Origin of the sequence: Pokkaliibacter plantistimulans (assembly GCF_003194385.1) — a bacterium.
GTDB lineage: Bacteria > Pseudomonadota > Gammaproteobacteria > Pseudomonadales > Balneatricaceae > Pokkaliibacter > Pokkaliibacter plantistimulans.
Map to the genome: position 1 here is coordinate 1 of NZ_LAPT01000060.1, position 18,947 is coordinate 18,947.

Annotated in this window: 15 protein-coding genes; 5 read left to right on the plus strand and 10 right to left on the minus strand. The window is 57.0% G+C overall.

Features of this window, described 5'->3' with window-relative positions:
* Window positions 1-185: 185 nt before the first annotated feature.
* The 5 genes from rbsC to WH50_RS12875 all read right to left on the minus strand — a co-directional run bounded on the left by rbsC (window position 186) and on the right by WH50_RS12875 (window position 7,565).
* Window positions 186-1,160 (minus strand): ribose ABC transporter permease, encoded by a 975-nt coding sequence (gene rbsC / locus WH50_RS12855; protein ID WP_110187670.1) that lies wholly within the window; start codon window positions 1,158-1,160, stop codon window positions 186-188.
* Between the two features lie 50 nt (window positions 1,161-1,210).
* Entirely contained in the window at window positions 1,211-2,704 is a 1,494-nt protein-coding gene (gene rbsA / locus WH50_RS12860; protein ID WP_110187671.1) for a ribose ABC transporter ATP-binding protein RbsA, read from the minus strand.
* Window positions 2,704-3,135 (minus strand): D-ribose pyranase, encoded by a 432-nt coding sequence (gene rbsD, locus WH50_RS12865; protein ID WP_110187672.1) that lies wholly within the window; start codon window positions 3,133-3,135, stop codon window positions 2,704-2,706. The genes rbsA and rbsD overlap by 1 nt, the downstream gene beginning before the upstream one ends.
* A 321-nt stretch (window positions 3,136-3,456) precedes the next feature.
* The gene (locus tag WH50_RS12870; RefSeq protein ID WP_110187673.1) at window positions 3,457-5,322 is read right to left on the minus strand and encodes a sensor histidine kinase; all 1,866 of its coding nucleotides are present in this window, start codon (window positions 5,320-5,322) and stop codon (window positions 3,457-3,459) included.
* An 8-nt stretch (window positions 5,323-5,330) separates the two neighbouring features.
* Window positions 5,331-7,565, minus strand: a complete 2,235-nt coding sequence (locus tag WH50_RS12875; protein WP_110187674.1) for an EAL domain-containing response regulator — start codon at window positions 7,563-7,565, stop codon at window positions 5,331-5,333.
* Window positions 7,566-7,827: 262 nt separating this feature from the next.
* On the opposite strand from WH50_RS12875, the gene WH50_RS12880 reads away from it, so the two are divergent.
* Together WH50_RS12880 and WH50_RS12885 are read left to right on the plus strand one after the other, a co-directional pair.
* Entirely contained in the window at window positions 7,828-8,970 is a 1,143-nt protein-coding gene (locus tag WH50_RS12880) for a PfkB family carbohydrate kinase (RefSeq protein ID WP_207780295.1), read from the plus strand.
* Window positions 8,971-8,981: 11 nt separating this feature from the next.
* Window positions 8,982-9,887, plus strand: coding sequence for a pseudouridine-5'-phosphate glycosidase (locus WH50_RS12885; protein WP_110187675.1), 906 nt, complete (start codon window positions 8,982-8,984; stop codon window positions 9,885-9,887).
* A gap of 126 nt (window positions 9,888-10,013) precedes the next feature.
* Here the strand turns inward: WH50_RS12885 and WH50_RS12890 are convergent, their stop codons facing one another.
* Entirely contained in the window at window positions 10,014-11,090 is a 1,077-nt protein-coding gene (locus WH50_RS12890) for a methyl-accepting chemotaxis protein (protein ID WP_110187676.1), read from the minus strand.
* Window positions 11,091-11,543: 453 nt separating this feature from the next.
* Here WH50_RS12890 and WH50_RS12895 point away from each other — a divergent pair, with 453 nt between their 5' ends.
* Genes WH50_RS12895 through WH50_RS12905 form a run of 3 tightly spaced genes read left to right on the plus strand, consistent with a single transcriptional unit; the run spans window position 11,544 to window position 15,488 of the window.
* Window positions 11,544-12,752, plus strand: coding sequence for a thiamine pyrophosphate-dependent dehydrogenase E1 component subunit alpha (locus WH50_RS12895; protein ID WP_110187677.1), 1,209 nt, complete (start codon window positions 11,544-11,546; stop codon window positions 12,750-12,752).
* Window positions 12,752-13,768: an alpha-ketoacid dehydrogenase subunit beta gene (locus WH50_RS12900; protein WP_104152235.1), complete on the plus strand. Its 1,017-nt coding sequence runs from the start codon at window positions 12,752-12,754 to the stop codon at window positions 13,766-13,768. Before WH50_RS12895 ends, WH50_RS12900 begins: the two co-directional genes overlap by 1 nt.
* A gap of 46 nt (window positions 13,769-13,814) precedes the next feature.
* Window positions 13,815-15,488, plus strand: a complete 1,674-nt coding sequence (locus WH50_RS12905) for a dihydrolipoyllysine-residue acetyltransferase (RefSeq protein ID WP_110187678.1) — start codon at window positions 13,815-13,817, stop codon at window positions 15,486-15,488.
* 111 nt (window positions 15,489-15,599) lie between these two features.
* Here the strand turns inward: WH50_RS12905 and WH50_RS12910 are convergent, their stop codons facing one another.
* From WH50_RS12910 to WH50_RS12925, 4 genes are read right to left on the minus strand one after another with little or no spacing between them, the layout of a single operon-like run.
* Window positions 15,600-16,763 (minus strand): T3SS effector HopA1 family protein, encoded by a 1,164-nt coding sequence (locus tag WH50_RS12910; RefSeq protein WP_110187679.1) that lies wholly within the window; start codon window positions 16,761-16,763, stop codon window positions 15,600-15,602.
* A 57-nt stretch (window positions 16,764-16,820) separates the two neighbouring features.
* Window positions 16,821-17,216: a type III secretion system chaperone family protein gene (locus tag WH50_RS12915; protein WP_110187680.1), complete on the minus strand. Its 396-nt coding sequence runs from the start codon at window positions 17,214-17,216 to the stop codon at window positions 16,821-16,823.
* Entirely contained in the window at window positions 17,213-18,529 is a 1,317-nt protein-coding gene (locus WH50_RS12920; protein ID WP_110187681.1) for a hypothetical protein, read from the minus strand. The genes WH50_RS12915 and WH50_RS12920 overlap by 4 nt, the downstream gene beginning before the upstream one ends.
* A gap of 2 nt (window positions 18,530-18,531) precedes the next feature.
* A complete protein-coding gene (locus tag WH50_RS12925) occupies window positions 18,532-18,798 on the minus strand; it encodes a hypothetical protein (RefSeq protein WP_110187682.1) in 267 nt (88 codons plus the stop codon).
* Window positions 18,799-18,947 lie beyond the last annotated feature (149 nt).

The following is an 18,947-nucleotide window of genomic DNA, read 5'->3' on the forward strand; positions in this document are numbered from 1 at the left end:
AATGCTCATTTAGCTCACTAAACTGCGCTTTTTCGCCTGTTTCCTCCTTGTCTCGGCTGCCTCGATCACGCTTTTCAACGGTCTGGAGTCATCAGATCTTCCTGACCATTAACGCAGCCCGTCCTGAGCAGCGGCAGAGCCAGACACTGACGGCTTATCGGTGCTGTCAGCGCCATGTGTTTGCACTACTTGCTTTTGTTGTCAACCAGCACCGCCAGCAGGATCACCACCGCTTTGGCGATCATCTGATAGTAGGACGACACATCCAGCAGGTTCAGCGCGTTATTAAGAAAACCAATGATCAGTGCGCCAATCAGCGTGCCCATCACCCGGCCCTTGCCACCTGCCAGACTGGTGCCGCCCAGTACCACAGCGGCGATGGCATCCAGCTCATAGCCCATACCGGCGGTTGGCTGAGCGGAGGAAAGACGTGAGGTCACAATCAGGCCTGCCAGTGCCGACAGCATGCCGCACAGGGCATACACCGCCACTTTGACCTTGTTGACGTTGATACCCGACAGACGGGTGGCCGCCTCGTTGCCGCCCAGTGCGTAGATATAGCGGCCCAGCGGTGTGTGATGCAGCAGATACCAGGCACCGGCAAAGACAAAGACCATCAGCCAGACCGGAACCGGAATCCCAAACCAGTAACCGGTGCCAAGCACGGCAAAGGCATCGCCCGCCTCATTGAAGCCAGTGGTAATCGGACGACCATCGGTATACACCATGGTCACACCACGCAGCAGCGTCATGGTCACCAGTGTGGCGATAAAGGCCTGTACCTTGCCTTTGGCCACAATAAGACCGCTGACACAACCGAGCAGCAATCCGGCGCCCAGTGTGACCACCAGCGTGACCGCCAGCGGCAGTTCCATGGCCACCATGGTGGCGGCAAAAGCGCCGGTCAGCGCCAGTACGGACCCGACACTCAGGTCGATACCGGCGGTCAGGATCACCAGCGTCATCCCCACGGCCATGATGGCGTTAACGGAGGTCTGGCGCAGAATGTTCATGAAGTTGTCGACAGTGAAGAAGTTGCTGCTCATGGTCGACACAACGGCGATCAGGATCAGCAGGGCAATCAGAGACTTCTGCTCCATCCACCAGTGCTTGCTGAACAGGCCGGTGGCAGGAGTAAGTTGACGGGTGCTGTTATTCATTATTTTCACTTCGGCAATTGATCAAAGGTGACTGACGACGCAGGAGGCCATTACGCCGCCTGCTTACCTACGGCAGCGGCCATTAATTTTTCCTGGGTGGCATCGTTGCGCTCAAACTCGGCACTGATGCGCCCCTCATGCATTACCAGAATGCGATCACTCATCCCCAGCACTTCCGGCATCTCCGATGACACCAGAATGATGCTCATGCCTTCCGCCTTGAAGGTATTGATCAGCTGATAGATCTCCTTCTTGGCACCAACATCGACGCCACGGGTAGGCTCATCGAGGATCAGCACGCGGGGACGGGTCATCAGCCCCTTGGCGATGGAGACTTTCTGCTGGTTACCGCCGGACAGATTGCGGATCAGCTGCTCCTGACTAGGGGTCTTGATATTGAAGTGGCGCACGTATTCATCCACGGCGCCGGTTTCTGCCTGCTTGCCGATATGGAAGCCCGCACCGGTAAACTGACGCAGTGAACTCAGGCTCATGTTCTCCCGCACTGACAGCTCCAGCACCAGACCATCGCCCTTGCGGTCTTCGGAGATATAGGCAATCCCGCTGCGCAGGCCATCCTGAGGGCTGTTGTGCTGAACCACCTGCCCGGCGACACGGATACTGCCCGCCGTGGCGCGACAGGCACCAAACAGCAGCTTCATCAGCTCGGTACGCCCTGAGCCCATCAGGCCGGAGAAACCCAGAATCTCACCGGCTTGCAGGCTGAAGCTCACCTCCCTGACGCCGGGGCCGCTCAATTGCGCCACTTCCAGTGTTGCCTGCCCCTTGTCGGTATGAATACGGGGGTATTGCTCCTCCAGCTTGCGCCCCACCATCAGCTCGATCATTTCCTCTTCCTGCAGGCTTTCAATGGCACGTTCAGTGATGAAACGACCGTCACGCAGGATGGTGACACGGTTGCAGATCTCGAAGATTTCTTTCAGACGGTGGGAGATATAGACGATGCCGCGCCCTTCGGCCCGCAACTCGCGAATCACCGCAAACAGGGATTCGGTTTCAGTATCGGTCAGCGCATCGGTCGGCTCATCCATGATGATGACCTTCGATTCGAACGACAGCGCCTTGGCTATTTCCACCATCTGCTGTTCGCCGATGCTGAGATCACCCAGACGAGTCCGCGGGCTGTGGCGCACGCGCAGCCTATCCAGCAGCTGCTGGGCTTCGGCGTACATCTGCCGCCACAAAATGCGGCCATAAGCGCTGGTCTTTTCGCGACCGAGGAAGATATTTTCGGCAATGCTGAGATCAGGGATCAGGTTCAGCTCCTGATGGATGATGCTGATGCCCGCCGCCTGCGAGGCTTTGGGGCCGGTGAACCACTGCGGTTGGCCCTGATAGCTCAGGGTGCCCTGGTCTGCCTGATAAATCCCGGTCAGCACCTTCATCATGGTGGACTTGCCAGCGCCGTTTTCTCCCAGCAAGGCCATGACCTCACCGGGATAGACATTGAGTGCGGCACCGTCCAGCGCCTTCACACCCGGAAATGCCTTCTCGATACCTGTCAGCGAGAGGATGGGTTCCATCACTGCCCTCCCTCGAATGCCACTCCTGCGTGCAGGATGATATTGGCATAGGGAGTACATTCGCCTGTGCGCACCACGGCGCGGGAGCGTCCGCTCTGTACTTTGAAATCACTGTGGCTGACGTAGTGGATGGCGATGTCGATACCGCGGCGCTGGCCTGCTGCACTAACCAGCGTCAGCATGGCCTGATGCATGTAGGGGCTGACGGAAGGCAGTTCCTGCGCCAGCGTCACGGCCTCCACCGCCACTTCGGCCAACACCACTTCCAGTGTATCTAGCAAACCGGGAACGCCGCGTTTGAGCGCCAGATCAATACGTTCAACCTGTGCAGGGATGGGCAAACCCGCATCACCCAGCGTAATTTCGTCAGTATGACCAAGCATAGACAGGTAGGCAGACAAGGGCTGGTTAAGTAAAGGACCGAGTCTCATCGACGGCTCCGGGTTATAGGTATTAGGTGGAGCGAAACGTTTGCGCAAACGTTTCGATGAAAATTTCAGGAAGTATAGAGAGAAATCCGGACGGAGCAAGAAGTGTTCAACGATGACGTTAACGTCAAAAGACGGCTGAATCGAATCAGCTTCAGAGTGTACGCGAGCCGGGCAACAGTGAAATTTTCCCGGAAAGGTATTCACTGTGACACCTGCCAGACAGGAAGACTGACAGAACGACGTTAGCGGTGCCCACTATCAGAATAATGGCTTCCACCATGCAGGCACGTCCGTGCACAGGCCCAAAAGGATCAGACTCCCCTACTCTGCCAATGTCTCCTGCAGTGGCAGGCGGCAGTCCAGCGGGAAACGCAGGTGCATGGTGGTTCCTCTTTCATGCAGCCCGGTTTCAATCCAGACCCGCCCCCCCAGCACCTCGGTGGTCAGGTGATGCACGATATGCAGCCCAAGCCCTGTGCCACCGGCGCCTCGCCGCGTGGTGTAGAAAGGGTCAAACACACGTTTGATGTGCTCTGGCGCTATCCCGATACCGTCGTCACTGACCAGAATGTCCACCGACTGGGCGGCACTCACGCTGGCACTGATCGAAATGGTGCCGGTATCGCCAAGGGTAAAGGCATGCACCAGTGCGTTATGCAGCAGGTTTTGTATCACCTGCCCCAATGGCCCGGGATAACTGATCATTTCAATGTCGGCAGGAATATCGGTCACCACCTGATGACCGCTGTGTTTCCACTGGCCGTGCGTCAGAGCGAGGATGTCGGCTACCAGCGCCTGCAGGGAGAATGACTGGATATCCGCATTGGCACGATCAGCGGCCACCTGCCTGAACTGCTGTATCAGCGTGGCTGCCCGATTGAGGCTGGCTTCGGCCATCTGCAACCCTTCACTCTGATGCTGCAGCAACTGCTCCAGCTCAGAGCGCTTGACCCCGCCCGCCAGAAAGGCCTGTTTGAAGTCTCGCAACCGGTCAGCCAGAGTGGTGACGCACAGCATGCCTGCACCAATCGGCGTATTCAGCTCATGGGCGACACCCGCCACCATCAAACCGAGTGATGACAGTTTTTCCGTGCGAACCAGTTCATCCTGTGAGGCCTGTAGCTGGCCAAGTGTCGTGGTCAGCTGAGCATTGCTGTGTTGCAACTCCTTCGCCTTGGTGTCAAGACGGCGGCTGCTCAGGGCAAGAAAACCGGCCAGACAGGACACCATCAGCAATACGGCAGCGCCAACACTGAAGTAAAAAAGCTGCAACTGACGCTGAAGCACCAGCGGCGTGGTTACCCGCGACAGGGTATATAACTCCGGTATTTCATCGGCACTGATCTGCAGCTCCTGCTCGGGGTTGGCACGCGCGAACGTCCATAAACCGTGCTCATCGAGAAACTGCCCTGCCTGCTCAGTGATGATGTGTTGCCAGACCTCCGGGTACTCAACCTGAATACGACGAGACGGGTCGTTGAACATGAAGCCCCATTCCTTGCTGGCGTCAGGCCCGACCAGCCAGTAGCCCTGTTCATCAACCAGCATGGCATCAGCAGAGGTTCGGAGTTCCGCAATCAGCTTGCTGGCGTCGAGATTCAGCACCGCTAATCCCTGCGTGTCGCCACTGGCTGTCACTACTTTGGTCACTGCACGCAGTGTCGGACGGTAGGGTGTCTCAATCTTCTCGCCCTCTACATTGAGATCCAGTGGCGAGACATAGACTTTACCCGGCGCTGTCTTCAACCCCTGCTGCACGTAGTAGCGACTGGATTTGTCCTGCAAGTCCTGCCCGGCAATGACCCTGAGCTGCGGCCCTGCTCTGTCGACACGCACCTTTTCCACCCCCTGATTCGATAACCAGCGAATCTGCATGTACTGAGGGTAAGCACGACCTATATCGCTGAACAGGCTGGCCAGCAGCGCATCGGGAGCGGCAGCTGAGCTGTCCAGCACGGATGCGGTACTGCCCGCCAGCAGCAACACATCCTTGTAGACCTTGGTCAGATAGCCTTCGACCAGACGGTTGTCATGGGCTACCAGATCACGCTGGGCATAACTGATCTGATCCAGCTCGCGGCTGGAGGCATTGTTATAGATCAGCCAGGTGCCCAGCGGGATGATGATCCACCAGGGCAGCAGGTACCCCAGCCAGAGGGTCACCCGGCGAGCAGATGTATGTGCCATGTGCTCACTCACCTTTCGCCCTGCTGGCGGTTATGCAGCCACTGGATCAGGTCCTCCAGCGGCATGGGCCTGCCAAACAGCCAGCCCTGGGCAATATTGCAGCCATTGTCACGCAACCAGTTGGCCTGCTGCTCGGTTTCAACCCCCTCAGCCACCACAGAAATACCCAGCCGTTGTCCCAGCGCAATGATCATGCGTACCAGCGAGCGGCTGCGCTCGTCCATATCGAGGCGTGACACAAAGGCGATATCGATCTTCAGATGATCAGCGGGTAGTTCAAGCAGATACTCCAGCGATGACATACCGGTGCCAAAATCATCGATGGCGACCGTTCCCCCCAGGCTACGATGCTGCTCCAGTAACGCAGTCACCTGATAGAAAGACTGCATCATCGCCGTCTCGGTCACTTCAAGGCATAACCGCTTGCGCTCTATTCCTGCCGCCTCATAGGCCACACGTAACCGCTCAAACACATCTGCCCGCTCAAGCTGCCGCGCCGAATAGTTGACGCTGACCAGCATCTTTTCGAACCCTTCCGCATTGAGGCGCTGCACCGCCTGACAGGCGTGGTTGACGACAATGTCACCAATGCAGTGGATATAAGCCGATTGTTCAGCCAGCGGGATAAACACACCGGGGGAGATCATGCCCTCGTCGGATTGCCAGCGAATCAGCGCCTCTACTCCGACCACCTCGCCCGTCTGCAAATCGACCTGCGGCTGATAGTGCAGAATAAACTGCTGCTCACGAATGGCCGTGACCAGCTTCTGCATCAGCTCAAAGCGTTCGCTGGCCTGTCGCTCAAACTCTGGATCGAACGGCTGTACCGACCCGGCACCATGGGCCTTGGCAATGCGCAATGTGGTGACTGCCGAGCGCAGCAATGACGAAGCATCTTCCGCCCCCACCGTCAGTGACATGGCCGTCAGACAAGCCGTGAGGTTGTGGCTGCTCTGATTGATTTCAAAGGGCTGCTCAAACATCTGCTGTGCCGCATGCAGATTGACACTGTCGGCATGTCCGATGATGGCAAACAGGTCCGAATGCAGGCGCCCGATGACGGTAGGCTGAGGAAAGGACGCCGACAGGCGTTCAGCCACAGCGCGCAAGACGGCATCGCCAAACTCGGAGCCAAACAGGTTGTTGAAACCAGAGAAGTGATCCAGATCCAGCAGTACCAGCCGGAACATGCTGGCATCCTTCAGCTTATTCAGACGCGCGAGCTCCCTTAGGATCGCACTGCGATTGGGAATACCCAGCAGCTCATCCTGATAGGCTACCCGGTCGAGCTTGCTGATCAGTGCGACATTGCCGAAACCACGCGACACGTTAGCGGCAAACACATGCAGCAGTTCCATTTCGGTTTCAGTGAGCTGACGTCCGGTGGCCACGTAAATGGCGAACTCGGAAATGGCGGCCGATTTAGAGAAGAACAGCACCTGCCCCTCTGGCGCTCCGACAAAGGCTTTCTCCAGCAGTGCCTGATAGAGAATGGTCTGCACTTCGCTATCGGGTAACTCGCGCAAAGCCCTGTTGATGTAGGGCCGGAAGCGGCCACTGGCAGCGATGGTAATGGGTTCAGGCTCGTCCATACCCTCTGCCAGACCCACCGCCGCCGCCCGATTGACGCACACCAGCCCTTCGTCAGGCACGTTGATCAGGGTGGCAATTTCACTGAGGGTGGCCGAGGCAATCTGCGACAGGTTACGAATGCCCAACAGGCGATTGCTGGATTCGACAATCAGCTGCAAGCCACGGCGGGCCGCCGAAATCGTCTTCAGCTGATGATAATTGCGTACTGCGGCGGTCAGAATATTGCGTATACCGCGGGTTGCCAGGTCCGATTTGAGCACATAGTCGGACAGGTCATAGTCCTGCATGACTGATTCCGCTGGCGCCATTCCCGGCTGGCCAGTGAGCAGGATAAAGCGTGTCTCCGATACCCCCAGAATCTCACGCACCGCCTTGATCAGACGCAGACCAGCATCCTCGGTTTCCATCACAACATCGACCAGTACCACCGCGAAATGCGGATCCTGCCCCAGCAATGCGGCCGCCTCGGCCATGCTGTATGCCTGCACCAGCTCAATAGCGCGCCCCATCAGCTCCATATTGGCCAGAGCAAATGCCAGCGAGCGCTGAAATTTAGGGTCATCATCAACGGCCAACACCCGCCAGTTAGTGCTGGAGGCAGAACCGACCGGCAGATCGGACTCTGGCAGAAAATCTAATTCTTCATCCATTCAATACTTCCCCGAACCCTGGCCAGAAATACTAACGGTGGCGACATAACGCCTAATGGCGACAGGTAGCCTAAAACCCAAATGTGACTCTTTGTCAGCCGCTCTTTAGACAGGCTAGTGCAGAAATTCCTGCTCAGCCACGTCATAAGGTGCCAGGCCTCAAACAACTGCACGAAAGGAGAAAAATCATCAGTGATGCTTGCCAAGTCAGGATTAAGCAACATAATTAGCAAACTTTAGTTTGCAACACGGACATAAGTTTGTGATCACTGAACGCGAACAGGAAATTCTGCTGCTGATCCGCCAGGATCCGCTGATTTCTCAGCAGGCGCTGGCTGACCGTCTGGGCATCACACGCTCTGCAGTGGCTGGCCATATCATGAACCTCACCAACAAGGGGGCGATTCGCGGCAAGGGTTATATCGTTGCCAATGCGCCCTACGCGGTGGTGATCGGCGGTGCCAGCATGGATATCCTCGGCCAGCCGGCCACTGCCTTTCAGCTACAGGACTCCAACCCCGGCCGGGTCAGCTGTTCACCCGGTGGAGTGGGCCGCAACATTGCCGAAAACCTCGCCCGACTTGGGGCAGACAGCCGTCTGATCGCACCTATCGGCAAAGACGCCTACGGTCAGATGCTGCTGGAACACTGTCAGCAGGCGGGTATCGACATGCGTTACTGCCTGCTGCTGGACGACGCCACGACCTCTACTTATCTGTCGATTCTGGATGCCAGTGGCGATATGCATGTGGCCATCAACGACATGGCCATTATTGAGCGCCTGCGGGTGGAAACGCTGGTCAGTCATGCCGAGATGCTGCGACGCGCCAGCCTGCTGATCATCGATACCAACCTCAGTCGTGAGGTACTGGAATACCTGCTGAGCCAGTTCAGTCAGGTGCCGATCTTCGTCGATACCGTCTCCGGGCCAAAATCAGAGAAGCTGCGCGGGCTGCTAGGGTCCATTCATACCCTCAAGCCCAATCTGCTGGAAGCGCAGCAGTTATCGGGGCTGCAAGTCCGCTCCGATGATGATCTGCCCGGCCTCGCCGACTGGTTCCATCAGCAGGGTGTAAAACGCCTCTGCCTGAGCCTGAGTGCACGCGGCACGTATCTCAGTGAAATGAACGATCAGGGCACGGCAGAGCAACAGATTCTGCCCCCTCTGGCGGTCGATCTGGTCAATGCCAATGGTGCAGGTGATGCCTTCCTCGCCGGTCTGGCCCATGGCTGGCTGCAAGGCTGGCAAAGCAGCGACGCCGCACGCTTTGCCGTAGCCAGTGCGGCGCTGGCTCTGACCCATCCATCGACCATCAACCCCACCATGTCGGTCACCGCTGTCGAGCGCCTGTTGCAGCAGACCCGGACACTCCCCTATACCGCCCATTCTCAGCACAACGCCTGAAAGGATTAACCATGAACGCCTATCTCGATATCCATCCCGAAGTGAAAGCCGCCCTGGACGCAGGCAAGCCGGTTGTCGCTCTGGAATCCACCATCATTTCCCACGGCATGCCCTGGCCGCAGAATGCCGAAACCGCACTACAGGTCGAGCAGATTGTCCGTGACAACGGTGCCGTACCGGCCACCATCGCCATCATCAAAGGCCGTCTGAAAGTGGGTCTGAGCAAGGAAGAGATCGAATATCTGGGTCAGGCTGGCCAGAACGTGATCAAAACCAGCCGCCGCGATATTCCCTTTATCGTGGCCAGCGACAAGGATGGCGCCACCACTGTTGCCTCCACCATGATTCTGGCTGCCATGGCAGGTATTCGTGTTTTCGCCACCGGCGGTATTGGCGGCGTGCATCGCGGTGCAGAGGAAACCTTCGACGTCTCTGCCGACCTGCAGGAGCTGGCCCACACCAACGTGGCGGTCATCTGCGCCGGTGCCAAGTCCATTCTTGATATCGGTCTGACCCGTGAATATCTGGAAACCCACGGCGTGCCTGTGGTCGGCTACCAGACCGCTACCCTGCCCGCGTTCTACACCCGCGAAAGTGACTTCAGCGTCGACTACCAACTGGATACTCCCCAGCAGATCGCTGATGCCCTGAAAGCCAAATGGGCACTGAACCTGAACGGTGGTGTGGTGATCGCTAACCCGATCCCCGAACAGTTCGCCATGGATCGCAGCAAGATTGATCAGGCCATCAGCAACGCGCTGGCCGAAATGGATGAGAAAGGCATTGGTGGTAAAGACTCCACGCCTTTCCTGCTGGCCAAGGTGGCGGAAATTACCGGTGGCGACAGCCTGAAAGCCAATATCCAGCTGGTCTTCAATAATGCCCGTCTGGCTGCGCAGATTGCCGCGAGCATGTAAACAGCGTCAGGCTGGCAGTCGCCTGTCGCTCTGACGAAAACGAACATCGGGTAAAAATAAAAATGGGCGCACCTCACCATAGATGCGCCCATTTTTCTCACGGTAACTCAGCCAGCGGACACGTCCTCAGGCCAGGTCACTCAACAGTCCGGCCACTTCCTGACTGGCACGTTCCATCTGCCGTAAATGGTCGACCATGGCCGGGATATTACCTTCCACCTTGGCCTCCAGTGCTTTCAAACCATGCTGATGCACCTGACGGTGAGGCTCTTCCAGCCGCTTGAACGCCGACTGATGGCCATACAGCGCACTGCCTTCGCCCTGGTAGTACCATTTGCCGAGGCGGCACGCCTTATGATCAGCCAGCTCAGCGCCCATGCCACCCAGCTCCCAGACGCTGGCGTAGACATTGTTCTTCCACACCACATGATCGAGCTTGACGGTTTCCACGAAGGTGGCATTCACGCTGTGCTCGATGGTTTGCTGCATCTTGCCAGACATGTTCAGCACTTCGTTGACGGCACTACTCACCTGCTCCGCCGACGCCGCCATGGCATCGCTGCTGGAGGTCATGGACTGAATATTGTTCTCCACCTCACGGGTAACACCTGCAATCTGCTCCACCAGATTGGCAATCTCGCCACTGGCCTCGGAGGCCTTCTGCGCCAGATTACGCACCTCGTCAGCTACCACGGCGAAGCCACGGCCCTGCTCACCGGCACGGGCCGCTTCAATGGCCGCGTTCAACGCCAGCAGGTTGGTCTGCTCAGAAATATCACGAATCACGCCGACAAAGCTGACGATTTCCTTGGCCACACCCTGCAGGGAGTGCACATGCCCGACGCTTTTGTCCGCCTGCGATTTAGCACTGGCGAGCTGTTCGAGAATCTTGCCCAGTACCCGACGACTGTCTTCAAACAGATCGTCGGCATTGGTCAGGCCATTCTTTTCCTGCTGCAAGGTGGCAAACACGTTGGCCACACTCTGCCGTACATTGGTAATTAACTGGGTACCGGTATGCCAGTGCTGGCTGACATCCCTGAACTCTTTGCGCTGCGCCTCACAGCGCTGGAGTGATGCTTCAGTATCCCGTGACACGGTGTTCTGCTGCTCACGTATCTGCGCCAGTTCGGCCTCCAGTGCATTGATACGATCCTGGTACTTCTGCTCCATGGCCAGGTAACGGCGATGACTAACCCACACAACAGGCACTCCCTAAATGTCGAACAAAACCTGCCCAGCATAGAGATAACGGGCTACACAGCCAATGGGGGGAGGCAGATTCGCGCGCTTAATTGACATGGATCGTGAACTCCATTGTGAGGCTGAAACACTCTCAGCCGGGCAGCTAGTTTACTTTTACGTCAACGTAGAATAGGGTGGTGCAATCTTTGATCAGGGCGATAATTTTATTTGACACTTACCCGCTGGCTGCCTTGAACCACCGGGCACAGACACCAAGAATCAGTTAACCCTGACTGCATCAGCGAATGCAGGCAAAAACAGCTTCAACGACGTACCTTTAATAGCAGACATGGATATGCCCAAAGCAACGGCCACTACCCCCGGTCCCGCGCTGGCGCTCTTACCGGAGCTCGGCTAAATCCGCTCAAATACCCTTTGAACCGCCTAGATAACAACAAAAGAAGGTCACTTATGAGCAGTCAACAACAGGATGGTGGCATCGTTCACCAGCCGGTATTTACCGGCAGCGCGGATCTCTCCATTCCGACACTCAGGATTCTCCAGCAAGACGGCCAGCTCTACCCCGGTGCAACCCTGCCCGAGATTGATCAGGCTCTTGCCGTCAAGATTTACGACACCTTTCTGTTTATCCGCGCGCTCGACGAGCGCATGCTGGCCGCCCAGCGTCAGGGGCGTATCAGCTTCTACATGACCGAAACCGGCGAAGAGGCGGCTGACATCGGCAGCACCGCTGCGTTGGATAACCAAGACATGGTGTTCGCCCAGTACCGCGAACAGGGCTCACTGGCCTTCCGCGGCTTTCCGCTGGAAAACTTCATGAACCAGATGTTCTCCAACGAGCACGATCTGGGCAAAGGCCGGCAGATGCCGATCCACTATGGCTCGCGCGACCTGCACTATATGACCATCTCTTCACCGCTCGGTACCCAGCTGCCACAAGCCACCGGTTACGCCTATGGCCTCAAGGCACAGGGTAAAGCCAACTGCGTTATCTGCTATTTCGGTGAAGGCGCAGCTTCTGAAGGCGATTTCCATGCAGCGCTGAACATGGCAGGCGTGTTGAAAACCCCCACCATTTTCTTCTGCCGCAACAACGGCTATGCCATCTCGACCCCGACCAGCGAACAGTTCGCCGGTGACGGTATTGCTCCCCGTGGCGTTGCCTATGGTCTGAAGTCCATCCGGGTTGATGGCAACGACGTGCTGGCCGTCCTCAAAGCCACTCAGGAAGCGCGCCGTCTGGCGGTTGAACAGCATCAGCCGGTGCTGATCGAAGCCATGACCTACCGCCTGGGTGCGCACTCTTCTTCGGACGACCCCAGCGGTTATCGCAGTCGCAAAGAAGAAGAACTGTGGCGCCAGAAAGACCCGGTTATCCGCTTCAAGAACTGGCTGGTCCAGCAGGGCTGGTGGAATGAAGAACAGGAAGCCGCCGCCAGAGATAACCATCGCAAGGCCGTGATGGATGCCATGAAAGCCGCCGAAAAAATTGCCAAATCCCCCGTGGAGGAACTGGTCAACGATGTGTACGACACCCCGCCCTGGCATCTGCAGGAACAGCTGTCGGCGCTGAAGGATCACATCCGTAAGTATCCGGATTTCTATCCCGTCACTTCCTGGCGCCTGACGCAGGACAACAGCACCGGGGAGGGCAAATAATGAGCACGAACAAACAGACCGTTAGCCAGCAGGGCACCGTCGGCGATATGAACCTGCTGCAGGCCATCAACAGTGCGCTGGATATTGCCATGGCCACGGACGATTCCGCCCTGTGCTTCGGCGAGGATGTCGGCCATTTTGGCGGGGTATTCCGTGCCACCAGCCACCTGCAGGAAAAGTACGGCAAGCAGCGTTGCTTCAATACACCACTGACCGAGCAGGGCATCATCGGCTTTGCCAATGGCGTCGCCTCTGGCGGGATGACGGCCATTGCCGAAATCCAGTTCGCTGACTACATCTTCCCCGCCTTTGACCAGATCGTGAACGAGTCGGCCAAGTTCCGTTATCGCTCCGGCAACCAGTTCAATGTCGGCAGCCTGACCATTCGCACTCCTTATGGCGGCGGCATCAATGGCGGCCACTATCACTCCCAGTCACCGGAGGCCTACTTCACCCATACCCCGGGCCTGAAAGTCGTGGTGCCGCGCAACCCTTATCAGGCCAAGGGCCTGTTGCTGGCGGCCATCCGCGACCCCAACCCGGTCATCTTCTTTGAGCCGAAGAAACTGTATCGCGCCTCGGTCGGTCAGGTGCCCAGCGAAGACTACACCCTGCCTATCGGCCAGGCAGAAGTGATCAGTGAAGGTAAGGACGTCACTCTGGTCGCCTGGGGAGCACAGGTGGATGCCATCGAGAAAGCGGCCAAACTGGCCAGCGAAGAAGGCATCAGCTGTGAGGTGATCGACCTGCGCAGCCTGCTGCCCTGGGATGTACACACGCTGGAAGCGTCGGTGAAGAAAACCGGCCGCCTGATTATCAACCATGAAGCGCCTCTGACCTGTGGTTTCGGTGCGGAAATCGCCGCCACCCTTCAGGAGCGCTGCTTCCTTTATCTGGAGTCCCCCATCATGCGGGTCACCGGTCTGGACACGCCCTTCCCTCTGGCACTGGAGAAGGAATATATGCCCGACCACCTCAAAACCTTTGAGGCCATCAAGCGCAGCGTCTCCTACTGAGCGCCCGCCGAACTGCCCCGCAAATAACAGATAACAGGAGAGGGACATGCAAATTGATTTTATTCTGCCGGATATCGGCGAAGGCATTGTCGAATGCGAGCTGGTGGAGTGGCTGGTGCATGAAGGCGATGTGATTGAGGAAGATCAGCCCGTCGCTGATGTGATGACCGACAAGGCACTGGTACAGATTCCCGCCATGCACTCCGGCACGGTAACCCGGCTGTACTATCAGCAGGGAGAAATCGCCAAAGTACACGCGCCGCTGTTTGCGCTGGATATTGCCGATGCTGCTGAGCAGGCGGCCAACGACCCGGCATCGACAGCAACATCAACCACACCGGCAACCGTAAACGGTGCCAGCCGCATCAAGGACTTTATCCTGCCGGATATTGGCGAGGGGATTGTTGAAACCGAGCTGGTGGAGTGGCTGGTCAAAGAAGGTGATCTGGTCGAAGAAGACCAGCCCGTCGCCGATGTGATGACTGACAAGGCACTGGTACAGATTCCGGCGATGGATAGTGGCCGTATCGTCAGGCTTTACTACCAGCAGGGCGATATCGCCCGGGTACACAGCCCGCTGTACGCCATCGAAGTCAGTGGTGAGCACCCGCCCCATGTGCACACCATCGCCCAGCTGAAACCTCAGAGCAGTGCAGTTTCCGCCAGCACACCCGCTCAGCCCGCAGCCCTGCAGGCAGGTGTCATTGGTCAGGGCAAGGCACTGGCCAGCCCGGCAGTGCGCCGTATCGCCCGGGAGATGAACCTTGACCTCAGCCGGGTTGCGGGCAGCGGCAAGAACGGTCGGGTATTGAAGGAAGACCTGCTGCGACTGCAACAGGCACCTGCTGGTTCACCCGCTCCTGTCGATACGGCTACCTCACCCGCGACACAGACCTCATCACAGGCTGACGCTGCTGTATCACAAGCCCCTGTATCGCAAGCCCCTGTTTCACAAGAGTCGGTATCACAGGCACAGGCACCAACAAAAGCCGCGGCACCGGCTGCCGATCAGGGCGACAACCGCATCGAGCCCATTCGCGGTATCCGCGCTGCCATGGCGCGCCAGATGCAGGACTCGGTCTCCACCATTCCCCATTTCACCTACTCCGAAGAGCTGGACATCACGGCGCTGGATAATCTGCGCCAGCAGATGAAAGCCCGCTTCGAGAAAGACGGCGTCAAGCTGACCATGATGCCGTTCTTCATGAAGGCACTGGCCCTGTCGATTGAGGCCTTCCCCATCCTCAACAGCCGGGTGAATCCTGACTGCACCGAGCTGACCTATCTTGGTGATATCAATATCGGTATGGCAGTCGATACCCCCATGGGATTGATGGTGCCCAATATCAAACAGGTGCAGCGTCGCTCACTGCGTGAGATCGCCGAAGAAGTGGGCCGCCTGACGCAGGCTGCCCGTGCAGGCCGGGTCAGTCAGGATGACCTGAAAGGCGGCACCATCACCATCTCTAACGTCGGTGCCATCGGCGGCATTGTGGCCACACCCATCATCAACAAACCGGAAGTCGCCATTGTCGCGCTGGGACGGGTGCAGACCCTGCCGCGCTTCGGTGATCAGGGTCAGGTGGAAGCACGCAAGATCATCCATATCAGCTGGTCAGGTGATCACCGGATCATCGACGGCGCCACCATGGCGCGCTTCTGCAATCAGTGGAAGAGCTATCTGGAAGATCCCGTTTCGATGCTGAGTTACCTGCGCTAAAAGCAAAACGCCCGGCACTGTTTTAAGTAGCCGGGCGTTTTATCTGCTGTCTTCAATAACGCAAGCACTACGATTTTCGTCACTTGTTTAGTCAGAAACTACTTATCGATGTCAAGCCAGCCTGAATTTGCTGCTTTTCATAAACGCAGGATTGTCAGGCTCATAACCCCGGCGCTCGGTGGCACTTCTGAGGCGCTGCTCCATTGAGGTATTACCGCGGGTATTGAGCACCTCACTGATGATGGCGGCGCGTGACAACCCAAGGCTACCACCCAGCTGCATATCGGCCTTGGTTAACTCACCATAGAAACATCCTTTGGCCAGTGGCTGCATGCCTGCAATAGCGTGGTCAGCAAAGGCCTCTTCAGGCAGCAAACGCCTGACACGCTCAGCCACCTGACTGGCTTTGTGCAGGTCAGGGCCCAGATAAATCACGGCAGAATCCGCACTGCTGCCGAATCTACGTGGCGAAATCAGTTTGGCCTCCCTGATGTCAGGATCAGTAGCGCAGAGTTGCACCAGCACCTTCCCCAGCGTGACGCAAAATTCCGGTTTGACTGCCAGACTGACTCTGGCGCCTGACTCGCCGTAATGCAGCTGGCCATCTGTTGCCTGCTTGAAAAAGCGGATATTACCTGCGAAGGCTTTAACGCGATCCGGGCCGCGCAATTCATTGACATAATCACGCAAGGAGACGCCCTCACGACCATCCGTCAACTGACTATGAATCCATACACGTCCCTGATAAGGCTCCTGTAACTGACACATCTCATCCAGGACATGCTGTTGATCCTTGGGCCTGAACGTCATCTGCTGATTACGTGGTTTGGCAGTTATCTGGTTGTAGACAGCCATCACATCCACAGGCTGGGTGAGTCCACGCAACCGTCTGAGTGCATCCGCTGACTCAGCACAACGCAGCATCGACACCAGTGCTGAATAATCTGCTGTTGATGATGCACCAGCCAGACTTGAGGCCGCTGTTTCCGCCACATGGCGACTTAATGCCTGTCGCGCCTTGTCTTCAATGACTGCTGCAATACTGCGCCCTGTGGCAGCACTTTCTGCCTTGCTTGACTCGCTTTTGAACAGCCCTTTCATTCCCTTGAAGGCCGAAGGCGATACGTGCAACTCACTATGACTATCGAGCTTGATGCTGTAACGCTTGCCATCCACCTTGAGTTTGCCGTGCTGCAGTAACTCAGGCACCGTGACCGTTGAACGCTGCAGTTCGTCCACCGACTGAAAGTGGCTGGAATCCACCGTGTTAACCATGATGGCGCCCCTGCAATCGGCCCGCAGCCTGCCCTGCCATCAAAGGCGCTGCCCCCATTACGCTACAACCGCCTGCTTGCTCCACTCCACCAGTTTGATCATCTCCTGGCATACTTTGTCGGCATTAATGTCGTGACGCGGCAGCGTGGTGTAACAGAAAAACAGACCTGACTTTTCATCTCGCCCGGCACCTGGTCCACTGGCCATCAGCGGATTCAGCCCCGCCTGCAGCAGCCGGTTAGTCACAACAGGCAGCAACTTGTCGGAGACCTGGCTGGTATCAACATTACTGACCAGCAGCACACGCTCATTGATCGGGTCATACCGCATCAGTACCGGATACTGGTCATCAATCAGCAGCTGGTATTCACTACCGATATTGTCCGGGTCCAGCTGTATGCCCATTTTTTCAAAGGTCTCGCTGAACAGGCGATTGATAAAGATGTCGTTCATCGGTGGTGTCTCCCAGCTCCGTCCAGAATCCTGTTCAGATCTTGCAGCTTGTTCATGGTCGTCCCGAGGTCCTTGTTACTCAGAATGTCGATAAAGGTTTCCAGTGCATCTCGTTTGTTGGCATGACTGAGGACGCGCTCATTCCGCAGCGTATCGACTTTTTCCAGAATGCTCACAGCAAAGGAGAGATTGTGGCCACTCAGTTTGACCGCAGCATCCACCGCCTGACTCTTCAATTCCTTGGTAGAGAGCCGGCCTACGGACTCCAGCTGTGCCGGAGCGGAATGGGCATGCTGCAGTGTTGAGCCCGGCATGCTGCGCTGTTCTGAACGGCGGTGCGCAGCGACTTCAGCCTCTGATTGCAGCAGCATGGTGTCCCACTTCGACAGGCCGGCACTGTGTCCGTAATAGTTTGCTTCATCCTGAATTTCGCGAGCAGACGGCTGTCTCTGTTCTTCCTGTCTGACCGGCGCACTGTAGCGTTGGGTCGGCGGTGGTGCAGAAGCGGCTCGACGTTGAGCCTGATAGTCATCATAAGCTCGCCGTGCACCCTGCAAATCTGGCTCTTCACTGTAATGCCCTGCTCGCTGTATTTCGTCCTGCTCAAAAGACGCCAGACTGCGGTTTGGCAAATCAACTGAATGACTCTTACCCAGATGCTCATGAGAACTTACACGGCTTTGCTTTGCCTCTGATGCACTTGGCCGCATGCTGTTCTGGTATTCCTTGAAGGCCCGTTTCGCACTGCTCATATCAGGTGACTCGCCATGATAATCGGCCCGTTCTATTTCATCGTTCTCAAAATCCTGCAGAGTACGTAGTGGCGGAGTCGATACCGGACTTCTTGTTACAGGCGGAGTGGTGTTCCCCATCCCTGAGGGGCGCTGGGAGAAAGCCTGAGGCTCACTCCGGCGAGTACGTACCGATTCAGGCCTGCTTTGCTCACTATGCTGGGAGGGCCGTGACAAGTGCTCCTGCCTGCCTAACCGCTGGCGGGCAGCCGCTTCGAGTGACTGCTCTCTGTGGCGGTTATTCAGAGCATCAGCTATTCGATCACTTCGAGAAGCGGTCGTGCCTTCGTTTAGCCTGTGAGTGAACATCTCCTTGGCGGCACCAAAAAACTTTTGGCTTGCGGGCTTTTGCCATGTATCCCTGCGTACGGCAATGCTGTTGTCCGCCGCAAGGCTAACGCGGTATGTACTGCCACCGATAGACAGACTGCCATGACGCAGCAGTGCCTTGGTGTCGACATTGCTCTGTCGCAGATGTTCAACAGACTGAAAACTGGGGGTGGGGGAAACGGATCGCACCATGACTATTCTCCTTGCAGCATGGCTGACAATCGATGAGCCAGGTGCCCGCCCTGCGACTTCACTTCCGGTGCGCGAGGAGAGCCCGCTACCACCGACAGTGCCCGGAATACGGCCTGTAGCGGCTGATTACCGTCCGTTGCGGACGTCTGACTGTTTCTGGCAATGCGTACCTGATATTCCTTCCCTTCCAGCGCCAGCAAGCCTGTCTTGACAGGTCTGGAGGGTTTTAATTTGCCTGAGACAGGCTGAAAACTGGAACTGTTGGCCATAACGGTATCCCCACCGTATTGAACTGCTTGGATAGCGTTCAGTCAGAGGGTCCTACCTGTCTCTTGGTATGATGTGACCACCATTCCGAACGGCTTAGCTGTCAATTAAGTAGAGGGAAGAAAGGAGTCAGTTCCGTAAGGACATAACG

Coding starts and splice junctions, on each gene's coding strand:
- rbsC (WP_110187670.1), bottom strand. CDS start 1,160: ATGAATAACAGCACCCGTCAACTTACTCCTGCCACCGGCCTGTTCAGC.
- rbsA (WP_110187671.1), bottom strand. CDS start 2,704: ATGGAACCCATCCTCTCGCTGACAGGTATCGAGAAGGCATTTCCGGGT.
- rbsD (WP_110187672.1), bottom strand. CDS start 3,135: ATGAGACTCGGTCCTTTACTTAACCAGCCCTTGTCTGCCTACCTGTCT.
- WH50_RS12870 (WP_110187673.1), bottom strand. CDS start 5,322: ATGGCACATACATCTGCTCGCCGGGTGACCCTCTGGCTGGGGTACCTG.
- WH50_RS12875 (WP_110187674.1), bottom strand. CDS start 7,565: ATGGATGAAGAATTAGATTTTCTGCCAGAGTCCGATCTGCCGGTCGGT.
- WH50_RS12885 (WP_110187675.1), top strand. CDS start 8,982: ATGAACGCCTATCTCGATATCCATCCCGAAGTGAAAGCCGCCCTGGAC.
- WH50_RS12895 (WP_110187677.1), top strand. CDS start 11,544: ATGAGCAGTCAACAACAGGATGGTGGCATCGTTCACCAGCCGGTATTT.
- WH50_RS12900 (WP_104152235.1), top strand. CDS start 12,752: ATGAGCACGAACAAACAGACCGTTAGCCAGCAGGGCACCGTCGGCGAT.
- WH50_RS12905 (WP_110187678.1), top strand. CDS start 13,815: ATGCAAATTGATTTTATTCTGCCGGATATCGGCGAAGGCATTGTCGAA.
- WH50_RS12910 (WP_110187679.1), bottom strand. CDS start 16,763: ATGGTTAACACGGTGGATTCCAGCCACTTTCAGTCGGTGGACGAACTG.
- WH50_RS12915 (WP_110187680.1), bottom strand. CDS start 17,216: ATGAACGACATCTTTATCAATCGCCTGTTCAGCGAGACCTTTGAAAAA.
- WH50_RS12920 (WP_110187681.1), bottom strand. CDS start 18,529: ATGGTGCGATCCGTTTCCCCCACCCCCAGTTTTCAGTCTGTTGAACAT.
- WH50_RS12925 (WP_110187682.1), bottom strand. CDS start 18,798: ATGGCCAACAGTTCCAGTTTTCAGCCTGTCTCAGGCAAATTAAAACCC.